We start from the raw sequence: 15287 nt of genomic DNA, 5'->3' as shown, positions 1-15287 counted from the left end.
GCGGCCCCATCTTGCCCCTCGGGCCCCGGGCTGTCACTGAAGGAGTCTAAAGGCAGGGGCGGGGCGCGGGACTGCGGATGAGGGGGAGCTCTCACCAAGGTGTGATGCACGGCTTGTACGGCTCCGACCCTCGTCGAACCCCGTGCGGACCGGCCGCCGGGGTCCGGGGACGGTCACCTCACGTTCGGCAGAACCGGGCGGGCGCCGTTCCATCGGGCGATCTCGCACCCGTTGGTCCGCGCGAACCGGGCGTCGATGCGGTGCCCGTGCCAGGTGCCGGTGACACGGGCGGTGGCTTCCCCGCCGTACTGCTGCGTACACATCGCGTTGCGGGGAACGGGGGCGAACGGGTTCCTGCCCTGCAGCCTCAGCTGCTCCAGCCGCTCGCAGGCCTGCGCCGCGGCCGGGTGGCTCCCGCCGGCGGGCCCGCACTCCAGCTCGTACGTCCCGTCCGCTTCGGGGTTCCCGGAGCCGGCCACGACCACGGTGAGCCGGGTGTCGTCGCCGGGGCCCTGCAGCAGCGGCAGCGACAGAGGCAGCGGCAGCGGCCCGGCCGCGGAGGCGGCGGGCGCGGCGGCGGACAGCGCGGCGAGGGACGCGACAGCGGTGAGGGCGAGACGGCGCATCATTTGCGGACTCCTGTGGCGGCTGAACCTGCGGGGGCGGCGCCCCCGCCATGCCTAACGCGCCACTCGGCCCGGCGTTGCGCGCGGCAACCGCTTTGCCCTCGCGGCCGACTCCCTAGTACCGTAGGCCGCGATTGGTGGCACAGCGTGTTGCTGTGTCATCATCTGCATGCACCACTCGCGCTCGCGCGGGATGTGCGCTGGAGGCGTCGCCTAGTCCGGTCTATGGCGCCGCACTGCTAATGCGGTTTCGGGGTAACCCCCTGATCGAGGGTTCAAATCCCTCCGCCTCCGCACCACCACCGAAGCCCCGGTCCCCCAGGACCGGGGCTTCGCCCGTTCCCGGCATCTGCCCAGCTCAGGCAGGGTCCGGACAATGGATTTCGCGTCCCGGCGCAGGTCATGTAATGTTGTTCTCGCAACGCCGACAGGGCAGAAAAAAAGCCCCGAAAGCACAAGCACTCGTAGCTTAACGGATAGAGCATCTGACTACGGATCAGAAGGTTGCAGGTTCGAATCCTGCCGAGTGCACAGCAGGCCAGAGGCCCTGTGGAGTGATCCACAGGGCCTCTGGCTTTTGTCTTGACGGCAGTGTTTGACGGCAACCGCCTTCGGGAGCCGATCAGACGGCTACGAGGGCACCGGCCGCGCCGTCGTCATCGTCCGGCCCGTTGCCGTCACCCCTCAGCGCGTCCCCGACGCGGTCGAAGGCGGAGCGCTGGGAGTCCAGCCGCACGAAGGTGTAGATGTCCATGGTCACGCGGATCGAGCTGTGGCCCAGAACCTCCATGATCATGCGGGCGTCGGCGCCCTGTTCGTGGAGCAGGGACGCGCACGTGTGACGCAGGTCGTGGAAGCGGACCTTACGGACGCCGGCGCGGACGGACAGGGCCTCGAAGGACCGGTTCAGGTTGCGCGGCTCGATGGGAGTCCCGTTCTTCGTCGTGAAGACGAGCCCCTTCCCCGTTCCCTTCCAGTTGTGGCCCGCGGCCTTCTGGTCGGCGATCTGCTGGACGCGCTGGGCACGGAGCGCGGTCACGCATTCGGCCGGCAGTGCCACGCGCCGGGCCGAGCGCTGCGTCTTCGGCGCGACGATCAGCAGCTCGCCGCCCACACGCTGAAGAGCCTGCCGGACGGTCAGAACCCCGTCGAGAAGATCCACGTCCGACCAGCGCAGCCCCAGCAGCTCACCCCGCCGGAGCCCGATACGGACCGCCAGCTCGTACGCGGCCCAGAGCCGGTTGTCCCGGGCCGCCGTCAGGAGCCGACGCCCTTCCGCAGCGGTGAGCGGTTCGATCTCGCGTTTGGTACCCATGCTCAGCTCCACGTTCCGGGCCACGTTGCGGGGCAGCTCGTCCTCCCGTACGGCGTGCTGGAGAGCCGCACGCAGGATCACCAGCAGGAAGCGGACGGTCCGGTCCGAGGGGAGCTTCTTGCAGCACTTGCCGAGGGCGCAGCAGCGCCGCTTGTGCTCCGGCCGCTTCTTGTCCTTCCCCTGAGCGCAGCACTGGCAGGTCGCCGCCGTCTTCATGAGGAAGGCCCGGATGTCACGGGCGGTGAGCCGGACCAGCTTCTTCTTGCCGAACTCCGGGGTGACGTAGTTCCGGACGAGGGATTCGTAGTTGACGTAGGTCGTCGGGCGCACCTTGGTCTTGGCGACGCTCGCCAGCCAGTACGCCAGGTACTCGGCGATCGTCATCTTGTTGGTGGCCACCGGAAGGCCGCTGAGCGAGTCGGCCTTGAGCTTGGTCAGCTTCTCGTGCGCCTCGTCCCAGGTCTTGCCGTAGACGCTGCGCCGCTTGTGCGTGCCGTCCGTCGTCAGGACGTACGCGCTGCCCTCCCAACGGCCGTCCTTGCGCGGGTAGATGGTGCCCTCGTTGTTGGCGTTCTTCTTCGGCTTGGCCATCAGGCGGCTTCCTGTTCGGTGCGGAGGGATACGTAGGCGGCAAGCGCGGCTTCGCTGATGCGGCGGCAGCGGCCGATCTTGAAGGAGGCGAGTTCGCGCGAGCGGATCAGGTCGTGGACCTTCCAGCGGCTGATGCCGAGACGCTCGGCGACCTGGTCCACGGTGAGTACGGCGGTCGTCATGCAGGCACCAGCCCTTCGTGCTTGAGGCGTGCGGTGTGGGCTATGTCGTGGCGGACATGGGCGGCGAGGAGTTCTTCGCCGGGGCGGTAGCCGCTGGCGAGGTAGGTCCAGGAGGAGGTGGTGACGAGGGTGGTCTCGTCGGTGGCGGGGTGGCCGGCGCGGGTGCGGGCGGCTTCGGCCTGGGCGAGGCGCCAGTCACGGCGTACGTCGCGCAGGGCGCCGAGGGTGGTGGAGTAGGCGCGGGACTTGCTGGAGAAGTGGCCGCGGAAGCCGAGCATGTGGGCCCACTTCCAGAGCTTGAGGTGGGCGAACTCCGGCAGGCCGCCGAGGTCCCAGGCGGTGCGGATCATCTGCCGTACGTGCTGCTGGATGGGCAGGGCCTTGATGGGTTCGGCCTGTCCGGTGCCGTCGCAGTCGGCGCACACGTCGTGGAAGTCGTCGGGGCCGCGCAGGTGGCCGCGTCCGGCGCAGGTGCGGCACATGAGGGTGCGGTCCACGGTGCCGGTGCCTTCGGCGTTCTTGGTGGCGTACTTGGCGACGTATCCGGCTACGGCGGCGTCGGTGAGTTCGCCGTCGCCCAGGGCGGTGATGGGGTCGACCTTGTACCGGCGGCCCCAGGCGATGACGCGTTCGCCGATGGCGTCGGAGGCGATGGTGAGCCGGGCGCGTTCGACGGCCAGGCCCACGGCGGCGCTCAGGGCGTCGAAGGTGGCCCAGGGCGGGGGCGGGCTGGTGTGGCCGTCGGGGCCGTCGAAGCGGATGACGGCGTGGAAGTGGACCAGGCCGCGCTTCTGGTACTCGGCGACCTTGGCGAAGGAGACCCGCAGGGCCGAGTTCAGGGCCTTCTGCGTCGTGCCGAGGTGTTCGGCCAGGGCGCGGCGCAGGTAGGTGGTGAAGCGTGCCCAGAGCTGTCCGGCGTGGGCGTTCCAGAGCACGGCGCCGGTGTAGTCGTAGGTGGCCGGGTTCAGTGGGGTGCCGAGTTCGGGGGCGTCTTCGGCGTGGGTGTCGCCGCAGGCGCAGGGGCGGGTCTGTCCTGCGTTGGTGGTGGGGCGGTTGTGGACGGGGCCGAAGGAGGGGGCGGTGAGGGTGACGAAGGCGCGGGGGTGGTCGCGGACGGTTTCGGCGACGTTCTTGCCGCCGGACAGTCCGGCCTTGATCAGGTGGTAGGTGTCGGCGGCGTAGAGGCGGGAGCAGGCGGGGCAGCGGGAAGTACGGCGGTTGCCGCAGGTGGTCAGCAGGCGTCCGGAGGGTTCGTCTTCGGAACGGTAGGAGCGGACCACTTCCTTGGTGGCCGTGTCGGTTGTGACGGTGAAGCCGTGGAGGTTGATGGGGCTGGTGCAGCCGCGCAGGTCGCGGATCTGCTGCTGTACGCGGTCGAAGTCGTGGGTGTTGGCCAGCTCGATCAGGTCCCGCAGGCCGGGGCTGATGACGTGGCGCAGGTCGAGGGTGCGCATGAGTGGCGGGGTCTCCCTTCTGGCGCGAGGGTGGGACCTGCGGGCAGCAGTGATCAGCGCTCGGGCTGCTGCCCGCAGGCATGACGGGTCGGCCCAGGGCCGGGCGAGGGCGGGGTGGTGCCGGGAAGGCCGGCGGAGGGTGCGGAGCTACAGGGCGGTGTAGAGGGCGGTGGCCATAGGCAGGCCGATGCCGAGTCGCCTCTTGAGCTGGGCCGCCGTGATGGGTTCGCCGTGCTCGGCGTGGTGGGACGCGGCGATGGAACGTGCTTCGGCGAGTAGCGGTTCAGGCACGTTGACCGCAGGAGCCGCCGCGACGGGCGCAGGCGCGACGGGGGCCGGCGCGACGGGGGCCGGGGTGGTGACCGGCAGCACGACGGGGGCAGGGTCCGGCGCCACAAGCGGGGTGGGCGACGGGTCGGGTTCCGTCTCGGCCAAGGCCGGCGCAGGTGCGAAGGCCGGTTCCGCGTCGCCGACGGGAGCCGGGGCGGTCACCGGAGCCGGGGCCGGGGACATGGCCGGTGCGGTGACGGCGTGGAAGTGGCGCAGCAGCGCGGGGCCGACGGCACCCCAGCCGAGGAGGAGCAGCGGGGCCACGGCATCGACGCAGGCGCGGCCGTAGTGCCCGGCGATCACGGGTTCGGCGATGTTGAGGGCGAGGGTGAAGAAGCCGGAGGTGTGCATCAGCCTGTTCGCGCCCTTGAGGTCTTCGGCGGCCACGCCGTGCAGGGACAGGTACCGCAGGGCGACCAGGAGGCCGAGGACGGACAGGTCCACCATCGGCGCGATCAGGGGCGCGACCGGGTCGGGGACGCCCAGACGCAGGGCCAGGCTCCAGACGTTGCCGAAGGAGAAAACGAAGGCCAGCAGGGCGATGACCGCCATGACCACGGTCACGGTGCGCTGAGTGATCCGGTCTTCTGACATGAGGCAATTCACCTCCTTCCAGGGGGTGTTGGGGTCGTGGGGTCAGACCTTGGGGGTGAGGCCGGCCCGGCGGGCGACGTTCGGGCCGAGGTAGGTCTGAAGGACCTGGCGTTCGTGGGCGTTGGCGACGCGGTAGGCGGCGATGCCGATCCGCTCGGCGCGGTCGAGGTCCCCGGCGGTGATGGCCTTGCGCATGTGTCGGATGTAGATCCGCATCGAGGGGCGCATGTCAGGCTGCCTGCGCCGGGGGCTCGGGGTCCTCCTTGGTGAGGTCCACGACCGTCCATCCGGTCAGGCCCTCCAGGAGCCGGGCCGGGTGGCGCACGAGGTGGGTGGTCCGCTCGGCGACACGGGCGGCGTCCTCGTCGGCGACGTAGGGGGTGCGGATGCGGACGAAGCCGGGACGGCCGTGCTGGGACATGACCGCCACGCCGACGTAGGCGGGATCCTGAAGGTTGACCGGGCTGGCGTCGGGCCACTCGCGGATGTCGTCGCCGAGCGCGGCGACGGCGGCGTCGGCGGTCTTCTGCGCGAAGGACAGCCCGACCGGGCACACGTCGCGGATGAAGGTGGGGATCGCGTCTCCGGTGGTCTTCTGCGTGGTCAGGAAGGTCAGGAAGCCGACCGAGCGGCCCTTTTTCACCAGGTCCTCCACCAGGCGGGCGTTCTCCGCCGCGAGCGCGGCCAGCTTCTTGGTGGCCGGGTCGGAGCCCTTGTAGTCGCGGAAGTAGGTGTGGGCCTCGTCGATGACGATGACGATGAGCGGCCAGTCCTCCGAGGGGCCGACGTGCCACATGTTCTTCACGCCCAGCACGCGGCGGATGGACGCGGAACGGGCGCGGCGCAGCTGCACCAGTTCCTTCAGCTTCTTGTTCGCCTCCTCCAAGTCGTCACCGCAGAACTCGAACGCCCGCTGCACGAGGTCGGCGTAGTCGCCCTCGTAGGCGTGGGAGACCTTGCCGTCGAAGAAGACGAACTGGATGGCCGGCGAAGGTGCCCAGTCACACACGAGCCGGTTCACGCACGAGGTCTTCCCGAATCCCGGCAGGCCGCCCATGGCCACCCCAGGGACCTCCTTCAGGGGCACGACCACGGGCAGGCCGTACTCGTCCACCCCCAGCTCCCACACCGCGCACTCCTCCGGCACGCGGCCGGTGGGCGCATGAACGGTCGGCACGATCAGCGGATCCACCCGCACCCCGCGCAACGTCACCTGCCCCGGCTTCTCCCCTGGCAACACGGACACGCGGGCCATACGCCAGGCGTCCGCCAGATAGGGAGCGGCCTTCTGGAACTCCGCCAGACCCACCTTCGGCAGGCAGGTCGCCTCCGCCATCACCCCGAAGGCGTCCGGGGTGACCTTCAGGGCCGGGACCAGGACTCGGGGCTTGGGTTCCTTGCCGTCCGCGGCCGCGAGCGAGGCCAGGGCGGTCGGCATCTTGTCCGTGACCGACAGCCCGCACATTCGCGCCAGCCGCTTCCAGCCCCAGCGGATCCGAATCGCCTGCCGGATGGACCGCCGGGTCATGGCATCGGCCCGCAGGTAGCGCACCACCCACCACACCGACCAGCCGCCCAGTACGGCCAGAGCCACGCCGACGACCAGGAGGCCATAGCCGAAGGCCCCTCCGGTCGGGTCGTTGTCCTTCATGTGTTGCTCTCCTGAGAGTTGTAGACGAAGGCCACCAGGGCCGTTTCGAGGGCGGCCCGGTCCTGGGCCGTCAGGCGGGGAAGGCCGTAGCCGACGAGCACACCGGCCACCGAGCTGATGAGGGAGTCACCGAGCCGGGCATCCGGCCCGGCGTGAGGCAGCGGGTAGCTGCACTCGACGCCGGGCCGGAAAGCAGTGCGGCTCACGCCGCCTCAGCGGCCGAAGCCGGACCGCCGACCAGGTCCAGGCGCTCCGCGCGGTAGGCGATGCCGTCCGAGAGCGAGCCGTTGAAGATCCGGGCCCACGGGGTGGCGAACAGCTCCACAGGCATGACCGGCACACCCGGCTTCAGCCCGTTGGGCAGACCGGTCTCCGGAACGGTGATCTTCATAGCCTCCGCACGCTCCTCCTCCATGAAGAAGAGGGTGATCGTGAACAGCTTCGCGCCGGTCTCACGGTCCACCGCGAACTGGGTCTTCTCGGCGTCCGCGTACTTCGGAACCGCCAGGTTGCCGGCCACGAACGACGAGGACGGGAGCAGGCCAACACGGATACGAGCCATGGGTGTTACGTCCCTTCGGTAGTGCTTCGCCGGGGTGGCGAAGCGAGATCAACAGTGCACTACCCGCCATCAGTGCGTCAAGCGCTTAGCGCACATCGCACCTGAGGTGGGGTGGGCCCGTCGGAAAATGGGAGGTGCAACAGGGTCTTACTGCGGTAGGCGGGCCAGGCCCGCTACCCTCGGGCTATGAAGCTGCCCAAGGATTCCGACACCCCGCCGTACCGTCTGGTCGCCGAGGAGCTGCGGCGGCAGATCCGGTCCGGCCGACTCAAGCCGGGAGAGCGGGTTCCTTCGTCTCGCGACCTAGAGGCGACGTACGAGATCGCCAACATGACCGCGCGTTCCGCCCTGCGCATCCTGCGCGACGAAGGACTCATCAACACCATGCCGGGCCGGGGCAATTTCGTCGCCGATCCCCTACCGGAGGCCGACCCGAAGGCCGGCACTCCCGAGGCGGCGAGCGGCGGGCAGATGCCCACGCCGGAATATGTCGAACTGTCCGAACGCCTGGATGCCATAAATGCCAGGCTGGACACCCTGTTCCAGGTCTTCGGGCAGCTCGGTGGCATCACCGAGGCGAAGAACCCGCCGAAGAAGTAGCGCGAGCGTTTTCGAGCATCCGGCGCGTCAGATCTTCGAGTCGCGCCACCTTGTCTTCGACTTCCTTGAGCTTCGCCGCTATCAGCTCTGCCTCGCGCTCGTTCATTTCCACCCGTTCGTTGTCGCGCCGTTGTTGCGTGTCGAGTTCAGCCAACCGCCGGGGGCTTGCCCGAAGGCTTGCCCAGCGATGATCCACCGGCGGATCAGGGCTTGCCCGTGCCGTAAGGCATGCCGTCACCGCGGTTGTTGAGCCAGGTCTACCGGCCGAACCGGACAGGTTCGAGAGCCATGGCCCAGCGCTCCCGCCGGGCGGGCAGAAACCTTCCTTCGCGTCCCGCCTCACGGGACGGCGCCCCTTCTGTGCGCTCATGCTGCTTGTCCTTCCAGTCGTCCGGGCAGTGCATCAAGGGTCTGGAGAAGCGCCGGTTTGACTAACCGGCGATCGTCGGCTATGTTCCGCCGCCCCGATTTCAGGGATCGCCTATAGAGGTCGGTTTTCCGGGGTGTGTGTGACCCTGATCAAATGTGACGCCGGTCACTTCCGCCCCCTTCCGCGCCTGACATCTTCGGACCCTCCGGCGTGCGCGACAGCGGATCATCGAGAGCGGACACCACCGCCGCGACGAGTCGCCCCCTGCACTTGGAACAGGTGCGGAAGAACCCCGTCGGTGTGACACCGCCCCCTCGTGACCTGGCTCACATATCGCCAGATAAGCCGTCGACTTTTCCACAGCCCCACCATGCAACGGTTCGCCTGTGGATACTTTTCTGCGATCCCGCGAACAGACCGTCATGAAACAGGCTGATCATGCGGTGAGTTGGGCGAGACATGGCAAAACAGCCCACTCCCTACCGGCCGGAGCCGCCGAAGGGGTGAGCTGTCCAAAGTTTCTTTACTGGATCAAGGCGGCCCGCTGACGCGGGCCGCGCGGCGCGGCGGCCCCAGGCCGCCGCCGGCTCCATGTCTCCGCCACCGCCCGCGACGGCCCCCGCCCGCTCGCGCCGCAAAAGCCCGAGAAGCGGGCAGCCAGACCCGTGAAGAACCCCGCCAGCCGCCCCACGACGAGCACGGCCAGCAGGAGCGGGATGCATGCCAAGTCCGCACCGGTCACCGCGGATTGCCGTTCATCCAGCCGTGCGCCGGGCAGCCGGCCCTTGCCCATTCGTCAGGCGAGGCCGGCGGCAGCGCTCAGGCCGGGACGGGGTCGAGGCCGTGACGGATTGGGGAAGCGTGGCTGGGGCCGGTGGGTGGTTGCTGGAGACACACGTGGCGGGTGATCGGTCGGCGCACCCGCCGTCGTGGCTGACTTTCTGTGGCTGAGGTCGCCAACGGCCCAAGTCAGATGGCCAGGGAAGGCGGGGCGACCGTTCGTGCGCGGTCGTAGAGGTCCTTCGCGGTCGTGTTCTTCAGGTGCGGCCGGAGGAGGCCGAACATGGTTCTGACGCGGTCGTCGGCTCGGCCGGACTGCACCATGGGGTAGTCGTCGAGCGCCTGGTGCCAGGTGTCGCAGGCCGCTTCCAGGTGGCCGACCTCCAGTTGCCGTTCGGCCAGCATGGCGCGGTGTCGGACGCGCGCGCGGCGGTAGACGCTGTAGCGCACCTTGTCGGACTGCTGCATGGCCTCGATGGCGCCGGAGACGTCGCCGAGTTCGTAACGAACCTGGCTGATGTGGTAGTTGAGCGACGCCGGGTCGTACGAGCCGAACGCCTTGCCGCGCGACTCGGCACGGTCCATGGCGGTCTCGGCCTCCCGGATGTACCGCAGCGCCCGAGTCCGATCGCCGGTCTGCGCGGCGGCGTGTGCTTGCTGGCCGGCGAGGAAGGCAAGCATGCGAGGCCCGGCCTTCGGGGAGGCCGCTGCTGCGGCGTCTGCCAGCTCCATGGCCTTTCCCCCGTGACGGAGATCGATCGCCTGGACGCTCATGCCGCGCAGAGTCGTGCAGTAGGTCAGGTGGTCCTCGGCGGCGCCCGCCAGTTCCAGTGCCTTGACGTAGTAGCGCTGCGCGAGGCCGTGCAGCCCCTCGTCCACGGCCATGTAGCCGGTCAGGTACAGCAGGTCCGAGGCCGCGGACAGCATGGCCTTCCGCACGTCGTCGGGGGCGTCGGCGCGCAGGTAGGACGCCACGGTGTTCACCATGAACGAGGCCGCCATGGGGCGCGCGTGGCGACCGCCGAACTGGTCGTCCAGTTCCGAGACGCGCTCGGTCATGGCGACGACCATGCCCACTTCGTTCATGCCGATCCGGCGGGCGCGGCCGGACTGGACCGCTTCGGCACGGCCGATGACATCCGGCCACCCGGGAATCGTGAGGGCGACAGAGAACAGGCCGGCCCCCAGGACACTGCGGCGCGATGGGTCCATGTCCTGCCTCCCGAGGTCGATCAGCCCCTCCACGGTATCCGCGGCTGTCGAGGAGGAGTGATCGCGGGGAACAGGCAGACCGGCCTCAGCGTGCGTCACGGGCCGCCCCAGACGCCGAGAGAGGGCTTCCAGGACACACACCCGCACGGCCCCGCGCGGCACGGTGCCGCCCAGCCAATGGCTCACCGCCGACTCGTCGTATCGCAGGGGCGTGCCCAGCTCGGTGCCCACGCGGTTCACCGCCCGCGCGAACTGGCGATAGGTCCAGCGACTCTCGGCGAGCAGGCGCCCGAGCGCCCCGTTCGGTTCACGCGTGGCCATGCCCTCAACTCCCCGTGCCCTTGCGAACTTTCAAGGCTTTGAAGTCCCGGCGCTGCTGCAACGGTACCGCTGTGCGTGGCCACGCGGTTGCGTAGAGGCAGCAGGGAACGGCGAGACCTCGCCGCAGCCATCGTCTGAGGGACTGAGGGATGAAAAGCGAAGCGCGGGCCCGACTGGCCCAGTTGACCGAAGAGCGGGGCGCGGACGGGGTGCTGAGGATCGACACCTACGAGGGCGCGGACCCGCCGCCGGGCTCGAACCTGTTCCCGCCGTGTGAGTGCCCGCAGCACAGCCGTCCCGAGCCTCAGGACGCCGCGGCCGAGATGAGCGCCGCCGTGCGCAGGGCGAACGAGCGCAGTCGCGGAGAGCGTCTGTGAGGCGGTTAGTCGCAGTCGTCGGCCGTTACGCCGGACTGCTGCTGATCATCACCATCTCTGCATCGAGCGGCTTCGTCCTGGGAGTGGCCGCCGCCTCCACCCCCACCTGACTTCTCCCTGCCACATACAACCCCACGTGTGGCGAGGGAGGGCCTACCGCCGGAAGCGGTGGGTACCCGTCCGGCCGCCTTCTTCGTAAGGGCCGGCAGCCGGACGGGATCAACTCCGCAGCATCAGCCGCGGGGTCCGTTTCAACCGTAAGAGGAGAACACGATGAACGTGGACGAGCTGTTCACCGGCGACCTGATCACCGGCGTCCCGGCCGTCGAGGCCACGCTGCTCGACAAGATGCCCGGCGGTGGCGACAACAACGGCGACCACTGCTCCAAGTGATCCAGGGCTGGCGCCAGGCGGGGCGGGGTCGTTCGCGGCCCCGCCCCGCCGCATGACTTCGGAAAGGGACGACATGCTGTCGATGCGTCTGCGCCTGGCCGATCTCCAGGAGCCCCGATGGAGGCCGGAAGGAGGTCGCTGGGTCAACGGCGAAAGCTGGATCGAGCCCGCGAACGTGTCCACGCTGGTCATGGAGGCCCGCGACGACCAGGCGCCATATGTGCGGATGAGGGTGAAGGAGTGCAAGCGGGGCGAGGCCGACTTCGTCGAGGTCGTCATGACGGCCGGGGAAGTCCGTCTCACGGCGGGCGTCTTCGGCACGGCTCCGCTGTATCTGATGGAGAAGTCCGGCGAGCTGTACGCGTCATGGGACGTGGCAGCACTGGGGCCGCATCTATCGGCTGACCGCCTGGCGCCGCGTGTCGTGGCGCGGACGCTGACCAGGCAGCATCGCTACACCTCCGAGACGTTGTTCGAGGGCGTCTACCGCCTCACTGAGCGGGCGTCCGCCACGTTCACCGCCGCCGGACTCGGCATCCACTACCCGGAGCCCGCCGAACACGTCCTGTCGCCGCGCACGCTGCGTCCCGGTGTCGATCCACTCGCCATGCTCGACGAGTTGCTGACCGACGTGATCCGCGAAGCGCCGAGCGCTACGGGGTGCGTGGGCGTCGAACTGTCGGGCGGCGCGGACTCCGGGAACGTCGCCCTGGCCGTGAAGGCAGCGCGCTTCGCGCAGGTGCACAGCTTCGGCTTACTGGTCGGGGGAAGCATCGGCAGGCAGCAGCGCGAGCGCCGCCAGGCGTACGCGGATCACTGCAGCTTCCGAGACGTGGCCATTCCCGCCGTGCAGCACCCGCCGTTCTGCCCCGGTGGCGTGCGCGCTCTGCGCCGACCACATGATCCGGCGGGGGCGTTCTACCAGGAAGCCTTCGACGTCGTACGCGAGCAGGCCGCCGCTCGACGGTGCGAGGTGATGTTCACCGGCAGTGGAGGGGACGAGGTGAACGCCCACCACTCCAGGACGGATGCGGAACTGCCGACGCCGGAACCCGTTCCGTGGCTCGGGCCGAAGGCGGTTCGGGCCCTGGCCGAGGTGAACGAGCACCTGGCGCCCATTCCCGTCCTGCCGGTGCCGACCCTGATGGCGTTCGGGATGCACAATCCCGGCTTTCTGCGGGCCGGCGTCTGGCCGGTGAGCCCGCTCGTGCACCCGCGGATCGTCCGGTTCATGGAGCAGCTGCCGCACGAGTACAAGCGAGGCAAGGCGCTGTTCCGTGAGCGGATCAGGCGGGCGGGACTGCCGGACTCGGTGGCGTCGCCGGCCGAACCGGAGAACTTCCTGGCCGTCCTGGAGAAGGGGCTGCGCTCCTACGGCTTGCCCGTACTGGACGACATGCTGAAGGAGTCCGTCCTGGTCGATCTCGGCTACGTTGACGGCAAGGCACTCGCTCAGGCCCGCAAGGACGCCGACGCCGCTCCGACCGTCCCCGATCTGCTGTGCGATGTCCTCGCGCTTGAGGTCGGACTGCGGAGCCTGATGTGACCGGCTACGACACGGAAGCGGAACCAGTGGAAGCGACGAACCTCCTCTACCGGGACCCGGCCCTGTACGACGTGATCCAGTCCGACAGCACCGGTGCCGGGATGTGTCAGACCCTGATCGAGACGCACCGGCCGGACGCCCGGACGCTGGTCGACTTCGGATGCGGCACCGGAAGGGATCTGGAGATCCTGGCCAAGCGCTTCGAGTGCATCGGCTTGGACCTTCAGCCCGGCATGGTCGACTACGCCCGCCAGGCCCGGCCGGAGCTGGACATCCGCATCGGAGACATGCGCACCGCGCGACTCCGGCGGTGCATGGACGTGGTGACCTGCATGGGCAACACCCTCGCCTACGTCCACGACAACAACGAGATCACCCAGGTCTTCGCTACGTTCGCAGCCCACGCCAGACAAGGCAGCCTGCTCATCCTGTGCTCCCCCGTCGCACCCATCACGGGGACCGAACTGATGACCGCCACGGTCGACACCCCGAGCGGCCCGGCGACCGTCACGATCCGCCACGAGTGGGACCTGCGAACGCAGATCAACACCATGCGCCGGCACTGGGCACTCCCCTCAGGGGACGAGGCCCAGGACGAGATCCGCAGACGCGTCATCTTCCCGCGCGAACTCGAACAGTACGCGCAGCGCGTCGGCTTCGGGATCCTGGACATGACCGACAGCTCCAGAGGCAGCACCCTCACCGGTCCGACCGCGTACACGGTGGCCCGGTACACCTGACAGCCAGGGTGCCGCTGGGCCAGGTGTGGACCGACAGAGGTCGTGAGGGCTCTCAGGGCAGGGAACGAGCAGGTCAGGAGCGCCGGACTGCCAAGCGTTCCCCACGCGCGCGACACTCATCCCGCGCATGTACCGCCTCCTGATGCGAGAAGATCCCACGCCCCGAGTGAGGAGTGCGAGTCTGTGAGCATGGACCTCGAAGAACTACTGCGCGCCATGGACCGTACGGCGGCCAACCTGAGAAAAATGGACAGCGTGTGGGAGCGTGCAAAGCCGTTCATCCCATCCGGCCCGCAACGCGGCTCAGATGTCCAGTACGACGCCCTTCGGGCGGCCTGGGCGGATTTGCTCCCCGGGCTCCCGCGAATTGATGGCTGGACCATCACTGAGCCGCTCCCGGACATCGACGAAATGGGCCAAGCCTTCATCGACTACCTCGACATCGGCGAGCACCCCACCGCCGTACATGCTGCCGGGGAGAAGCCCGGAGCGGATCTCGCCGCCTATCGATACCGCCTGGACCGGGCTCGCCGACGTGCGGCACGGAGTCGACTGGAGCAACTCGTCTCGACAGTCGACGCAGCGCTCCCCCTCGCTTTGGGAGACACAGCGCGAGACGCCGTTGAACGCCTGGAAAACGAACAGACCGAAGAGGTCGAGACTGCGATCGGGGAAATCGCAAGGCTCCTGGGCGAAGACGCCGAAAGCATTGATCGCTGGTGGGATCTGCAGCGGCACATGCGCTTCAGCCAGGGGCACGACTGGCAGGACATCGTTGAATTCGACTGGCCAGCTGTACGTGCCGGCATCGAGGCCAAGTCTCTCGGCGACAGCGATCCGCTACCGGTCCCGGACATCGATCTCGGACAGGCGGCGTCGGGCAACCTCACAGGGGCGGCCACGTTGGCGCTTCGTTGGGAGTTGCTGAACGACGACGGGTTCGAACGGCTCCTCTACGATCTACTGCGAGACATCCCGGAGCACCAGAACGTCGAGTGGCTGATGCAAACCCGTGCCCCCGACCGAGGGCGTGACCTTTCCATGGACCGGGTTCTTCGAGACGGTTCCGGTGGCGTCCGCACCGAGCGTGTCATCGTTCAGGCCAAGCACTGGCGCAGCCGCTCGGTCAACGCGGCCGCCGTTAGCGAGACGGCAACGGCAGGAAAGCTATGGGGACCCCCGCTCGTGCGAGGGATTGTCATCGCTACCAGCGGCAGATTTACTGCTGATGCGGTGTCCTGGGCGGAGCGGCACAACTCGGAGGGCACCGCGCCCTACATCGAACTCTGGCCTGACAGCAGACTGGAGACCCTCCTCGCGCAGCGACCACACATCGCGGCTGCGCACGGCCTCAAATAGGTGCACGGCGCGCTGACGGCAGCCCTGACGGCAACGACGGCACACAAGGGCCATTGATCACGACCATCAGCGGTCAGTTGGGAGGAGGGCGGAGCCCTCGCCCCACAGCCTGCCCGATCCTACGGATCAGAAGGTTGCAGGTTCGAATCCTGCCGAGTGCACAGCAGGCCAGAGGCCCCCGGGAGAAGGCGAATTCAAGGGGTCGTGGCAACACCGCTGATCATGCGGCTGTTGTGAGGAGCTTAGTGGTCGGCTCCGTAAGTCCTTCGGGGGTTGATCATGGT

At 68.8% G+C, this 15287-nt stretch carries 16 protein-coding genes and 2 tRNA genes; 7 read left to right on the top strand and 11 right to left on the bottom strand.

The window, feature by feature from the left end; all coding sequences use genetic code 11:
* Positions 1-173 precede the first annotated feature (173 nt).
* Entirely contained in the window at positions 174-629 is a 456-nt protein-coding gene (locus DNK56_RS00170; RefSeq protein ID WP_111329480.1) for an SSI family serine proteinase inhibitor, read from the bottom strand.
* Between the two features lie 199 nt (positions 630-828).
* On the opposite strand from DNK56_RS00170, the gene DNK56_RS00165 reads away from it, so the two are divergent.
* Together DNK56_RS00165 and DNK56_RS00160 are read left to right on the top strand one after the other, a co-directional pair.
* Positions 829-920: transfer RNA gene (locus tag DNK56_RS00165), tRNA-Ser, on the top strand.
* 164 nt (positions 921-1084) lie between these two features.
* Positions 1085-1157, top strand: a tRNA-Arg gene (locus DNK56_RS00160).
* Positions 1158-1248: 91 nt separating this feature from the next.
* On the opposite strand, the gene DNK56_RS00155 is transcribed toward DNK56_RS00160, so the two are convergent.
* The 8 genes from DNK56_RS00155 to DNK56_RS00120 all read right to left on the bottom strand — a co-directional run bounded on the left by DNK56_RS00155 (position 1249) and on the right by DNK56_RS00120 (position 7305).
* On the bottom strand, positions 1249-2532 hold the full coding sequence (locus DNK56_RS00155; RefSeq protein ID WP_111329477.1) for a site-specific integrase: 1284 nt from the start codon (positions 2530-2532) through the stop codon (positions 1249-1251).
* A complete protein-coding gene (locus DNK56_RS00150) occupies positions 2532-2714 on the bottom strand; it encodes a helix-turn-helix domain-containing protein (RefSeq protein WP_111329475.1) in 183 nt (60 codons plus the stop codon). The genes DNK56_RS00155 and DNK56_RS00150 overlap by 1 nt, the downstream gene beginning before the upstream one ends.
* The gene (locus tag DNK56_RS00145) at positions 2711-4168 is read right to left on the bottom strand and encodes a replication initiator (protein WP_111329472.1); all 1458 of its coding nucleotides are present in this window, start codon (positions 4166-4168) and stop codon (positions 2711-2713) included. The genes DNK56_RS00150 and DNK56_RS00145 overlap by 4 nt, the downstream gene beginning before the upstream one ends.
* A 147-nt stretch (positions 4169-4315) precedes the next feature.
* Positions 4316-5092, bottom strand: a complete 777-nt coding sequence (locus tag DNK56_RS00140) for a DUF2637 domain-containing protein (protein ID WP_111329469.1) — start codon at positions 5090-5092, stop codon at positions 4316-4318.
* A 42-nt stretch (positions 5093-5134) separates the two neighbouring features.
* Positions 5135-5287, bottom strand: a complete 153-nt coding sequence (locus DNK56_RS34870; protein WP_158558500.1) for a hypothetical protein — start codon at positions 5285-5287, stop codon at positions 5135-5137.
* 34 nt (positions 5288-5321) lie between these two features.
* The gene (locus tag DNK56_RS00130; protein ID WP_111329464.1) at positions 5322-6743 is read right to left on the bottom strand and encodes a cell division protein FtsK; all 1422 of its coding nucleotides are present in this window, start codon (positions 6741-6743) and stop codon (positions 5322-5324) included.
* Positions 6740-6949 carry a hypothetical protein gene (locus tag DNK56_RS00125; protein WP_111329461.1) on the bottom strand — a complete coding sequence of 70 codons (210 nt, stop codon included), beginning with the start codon at positions 6947-6949 and terminating at the stop codon, positions 6740-6742. Before DNK56_RS00125 ends, DNK56_RS00130 begins: the two co-directional genes overlap by 4 nt.
* A complete protein-coding gene (locus tag DNK56_RS00120) occupies positions 6946-7305 on the bottom strand; it encodes a hypothetical protein (RefSeq protein ID WP_111329459.1) in 360 nt (119 codons plus the stop codon). The genes DNK56_RS00125 and DNK56_RS00120 overlap by 4 nt, the downstream gene beginning before the upstream one ends.
* A 186-nt stretch (positions 7306-7491) precedes the next feature.
* Here DNK56_RS00120 and DNK56_RS00115 point away from each other — a divergent pair, with 186 nt between their 5' ends.
* Positions 7492-7905, top strand: a complete 414-nt coding sequence (locus DNK56_RS00115; RefSeq protein ID WP_111329456.1) for a GntR family transcriptional regulator — start codon at positions 7492-7494, stop codon at positions 7903-7905.
* On the opposite strand, the gene DNK56_RS34595 is transcribed toward DNK56_RS00115, so the two are convergent.
* Positions 7874-8059, bottom strand: coding sequence for a hypothetical protein (locus tag DNK56_RS34595; protein ID WP_146610455.1), 186 nt, complete (start codon positions 8057-8059; stop codon positions 7874-7876). The two genes, DNK56_RS00115 and DNK56_RS34595, sit on opposite strands and share 32 nt — an antisense overlap.
* 1185 nt (positions 8060-9244) lie before the next feature.
* Positions 9245-10588 carry a tetratricopeptide repeat protein gene (locus DNK56_RS00105; RefSeq protein WP_241989703.1) on the bottom strand — a complete coding sequence of 448 codons (1344 nt, stop codon included), beginning with the start codon at positions 10586-10588 and terminating at the stop codon, positions 9245-9247.
* Between the two features lie 149 nt (positions 10589-10737).
* Between DNK56_RS00105 and DNK56_RS00100 the strand changes: the two genes are divergently transcribed.
* The 4 genes from DNK56_RS00100 to DNK56_RS00085 all read left to right on the top strand — a co-directional run bounded on the left by DNK56_RS00100 (position 10738) and on the right by DNK56_RS00085 (position 15003).
* Positions 10738-10965 carry a hypothetical protein gene (locus tag DNK56_RS00100; RefSeq protein ID WP_111329451.1) on the top strand — a complete coding sequence of 76 codons (228 nt, stop codon included), beginning with the start codon at positions 10738-10740 and terminating at the stop codon, positions 10963-10965.
* A 445-nt stretch (positions 10966-11410) separates the two neighbouring features.
* Positions 11411-12904, top strand: a complete 1494-nt coding sequence (locus tag DNK56_RS00095) for an asparagine synthase-related protein (protein WP_241989702.1) — start codon at positions 11411-11413, stop codon at positions 12902-12904.
* Positions 12901-13644 carry a class I SAM-dependent methyltransferase gene (locus DNK56_RS00090; RefSeq protein ID WP_241989701.1) on the top strand — a complete coding sequence of 248 codons (744 nt, stop codon included), beginning with the start codon at positions 12901-12903 and terminating at the stop codon, positions 13642-13644. Before DNK56_RS00095 ends, DNK56_RS00090 begins: the two co-directional genes overlap by 4 nt.
* Positions 13645-13833: 189 nt before the next feature.
* Positions 13834-15003, top strand: coding sequence for a restriction endonuclease (locus tag DNK56_RS00085; RefSeq protein WP_199563670.1), 1170 nt, complete (start codon positions 13834-13836; stop codon positions 15001-15003).
* Positions 15004-15287: the final 284 nt, after the last annotated feature.

The sequence above is a fragment of the Streptomyces sp. AC1-42W genome (assembly GCF_003248355.1).
Lineage (GTDB): Bacteria > Actinomycetota > Actinomycetes > Streptomycetales > Streptomycetaceae > Streptomyces.
This window is presented reverse-complemented; position numbering and strand designations above follow the sequence as displayed.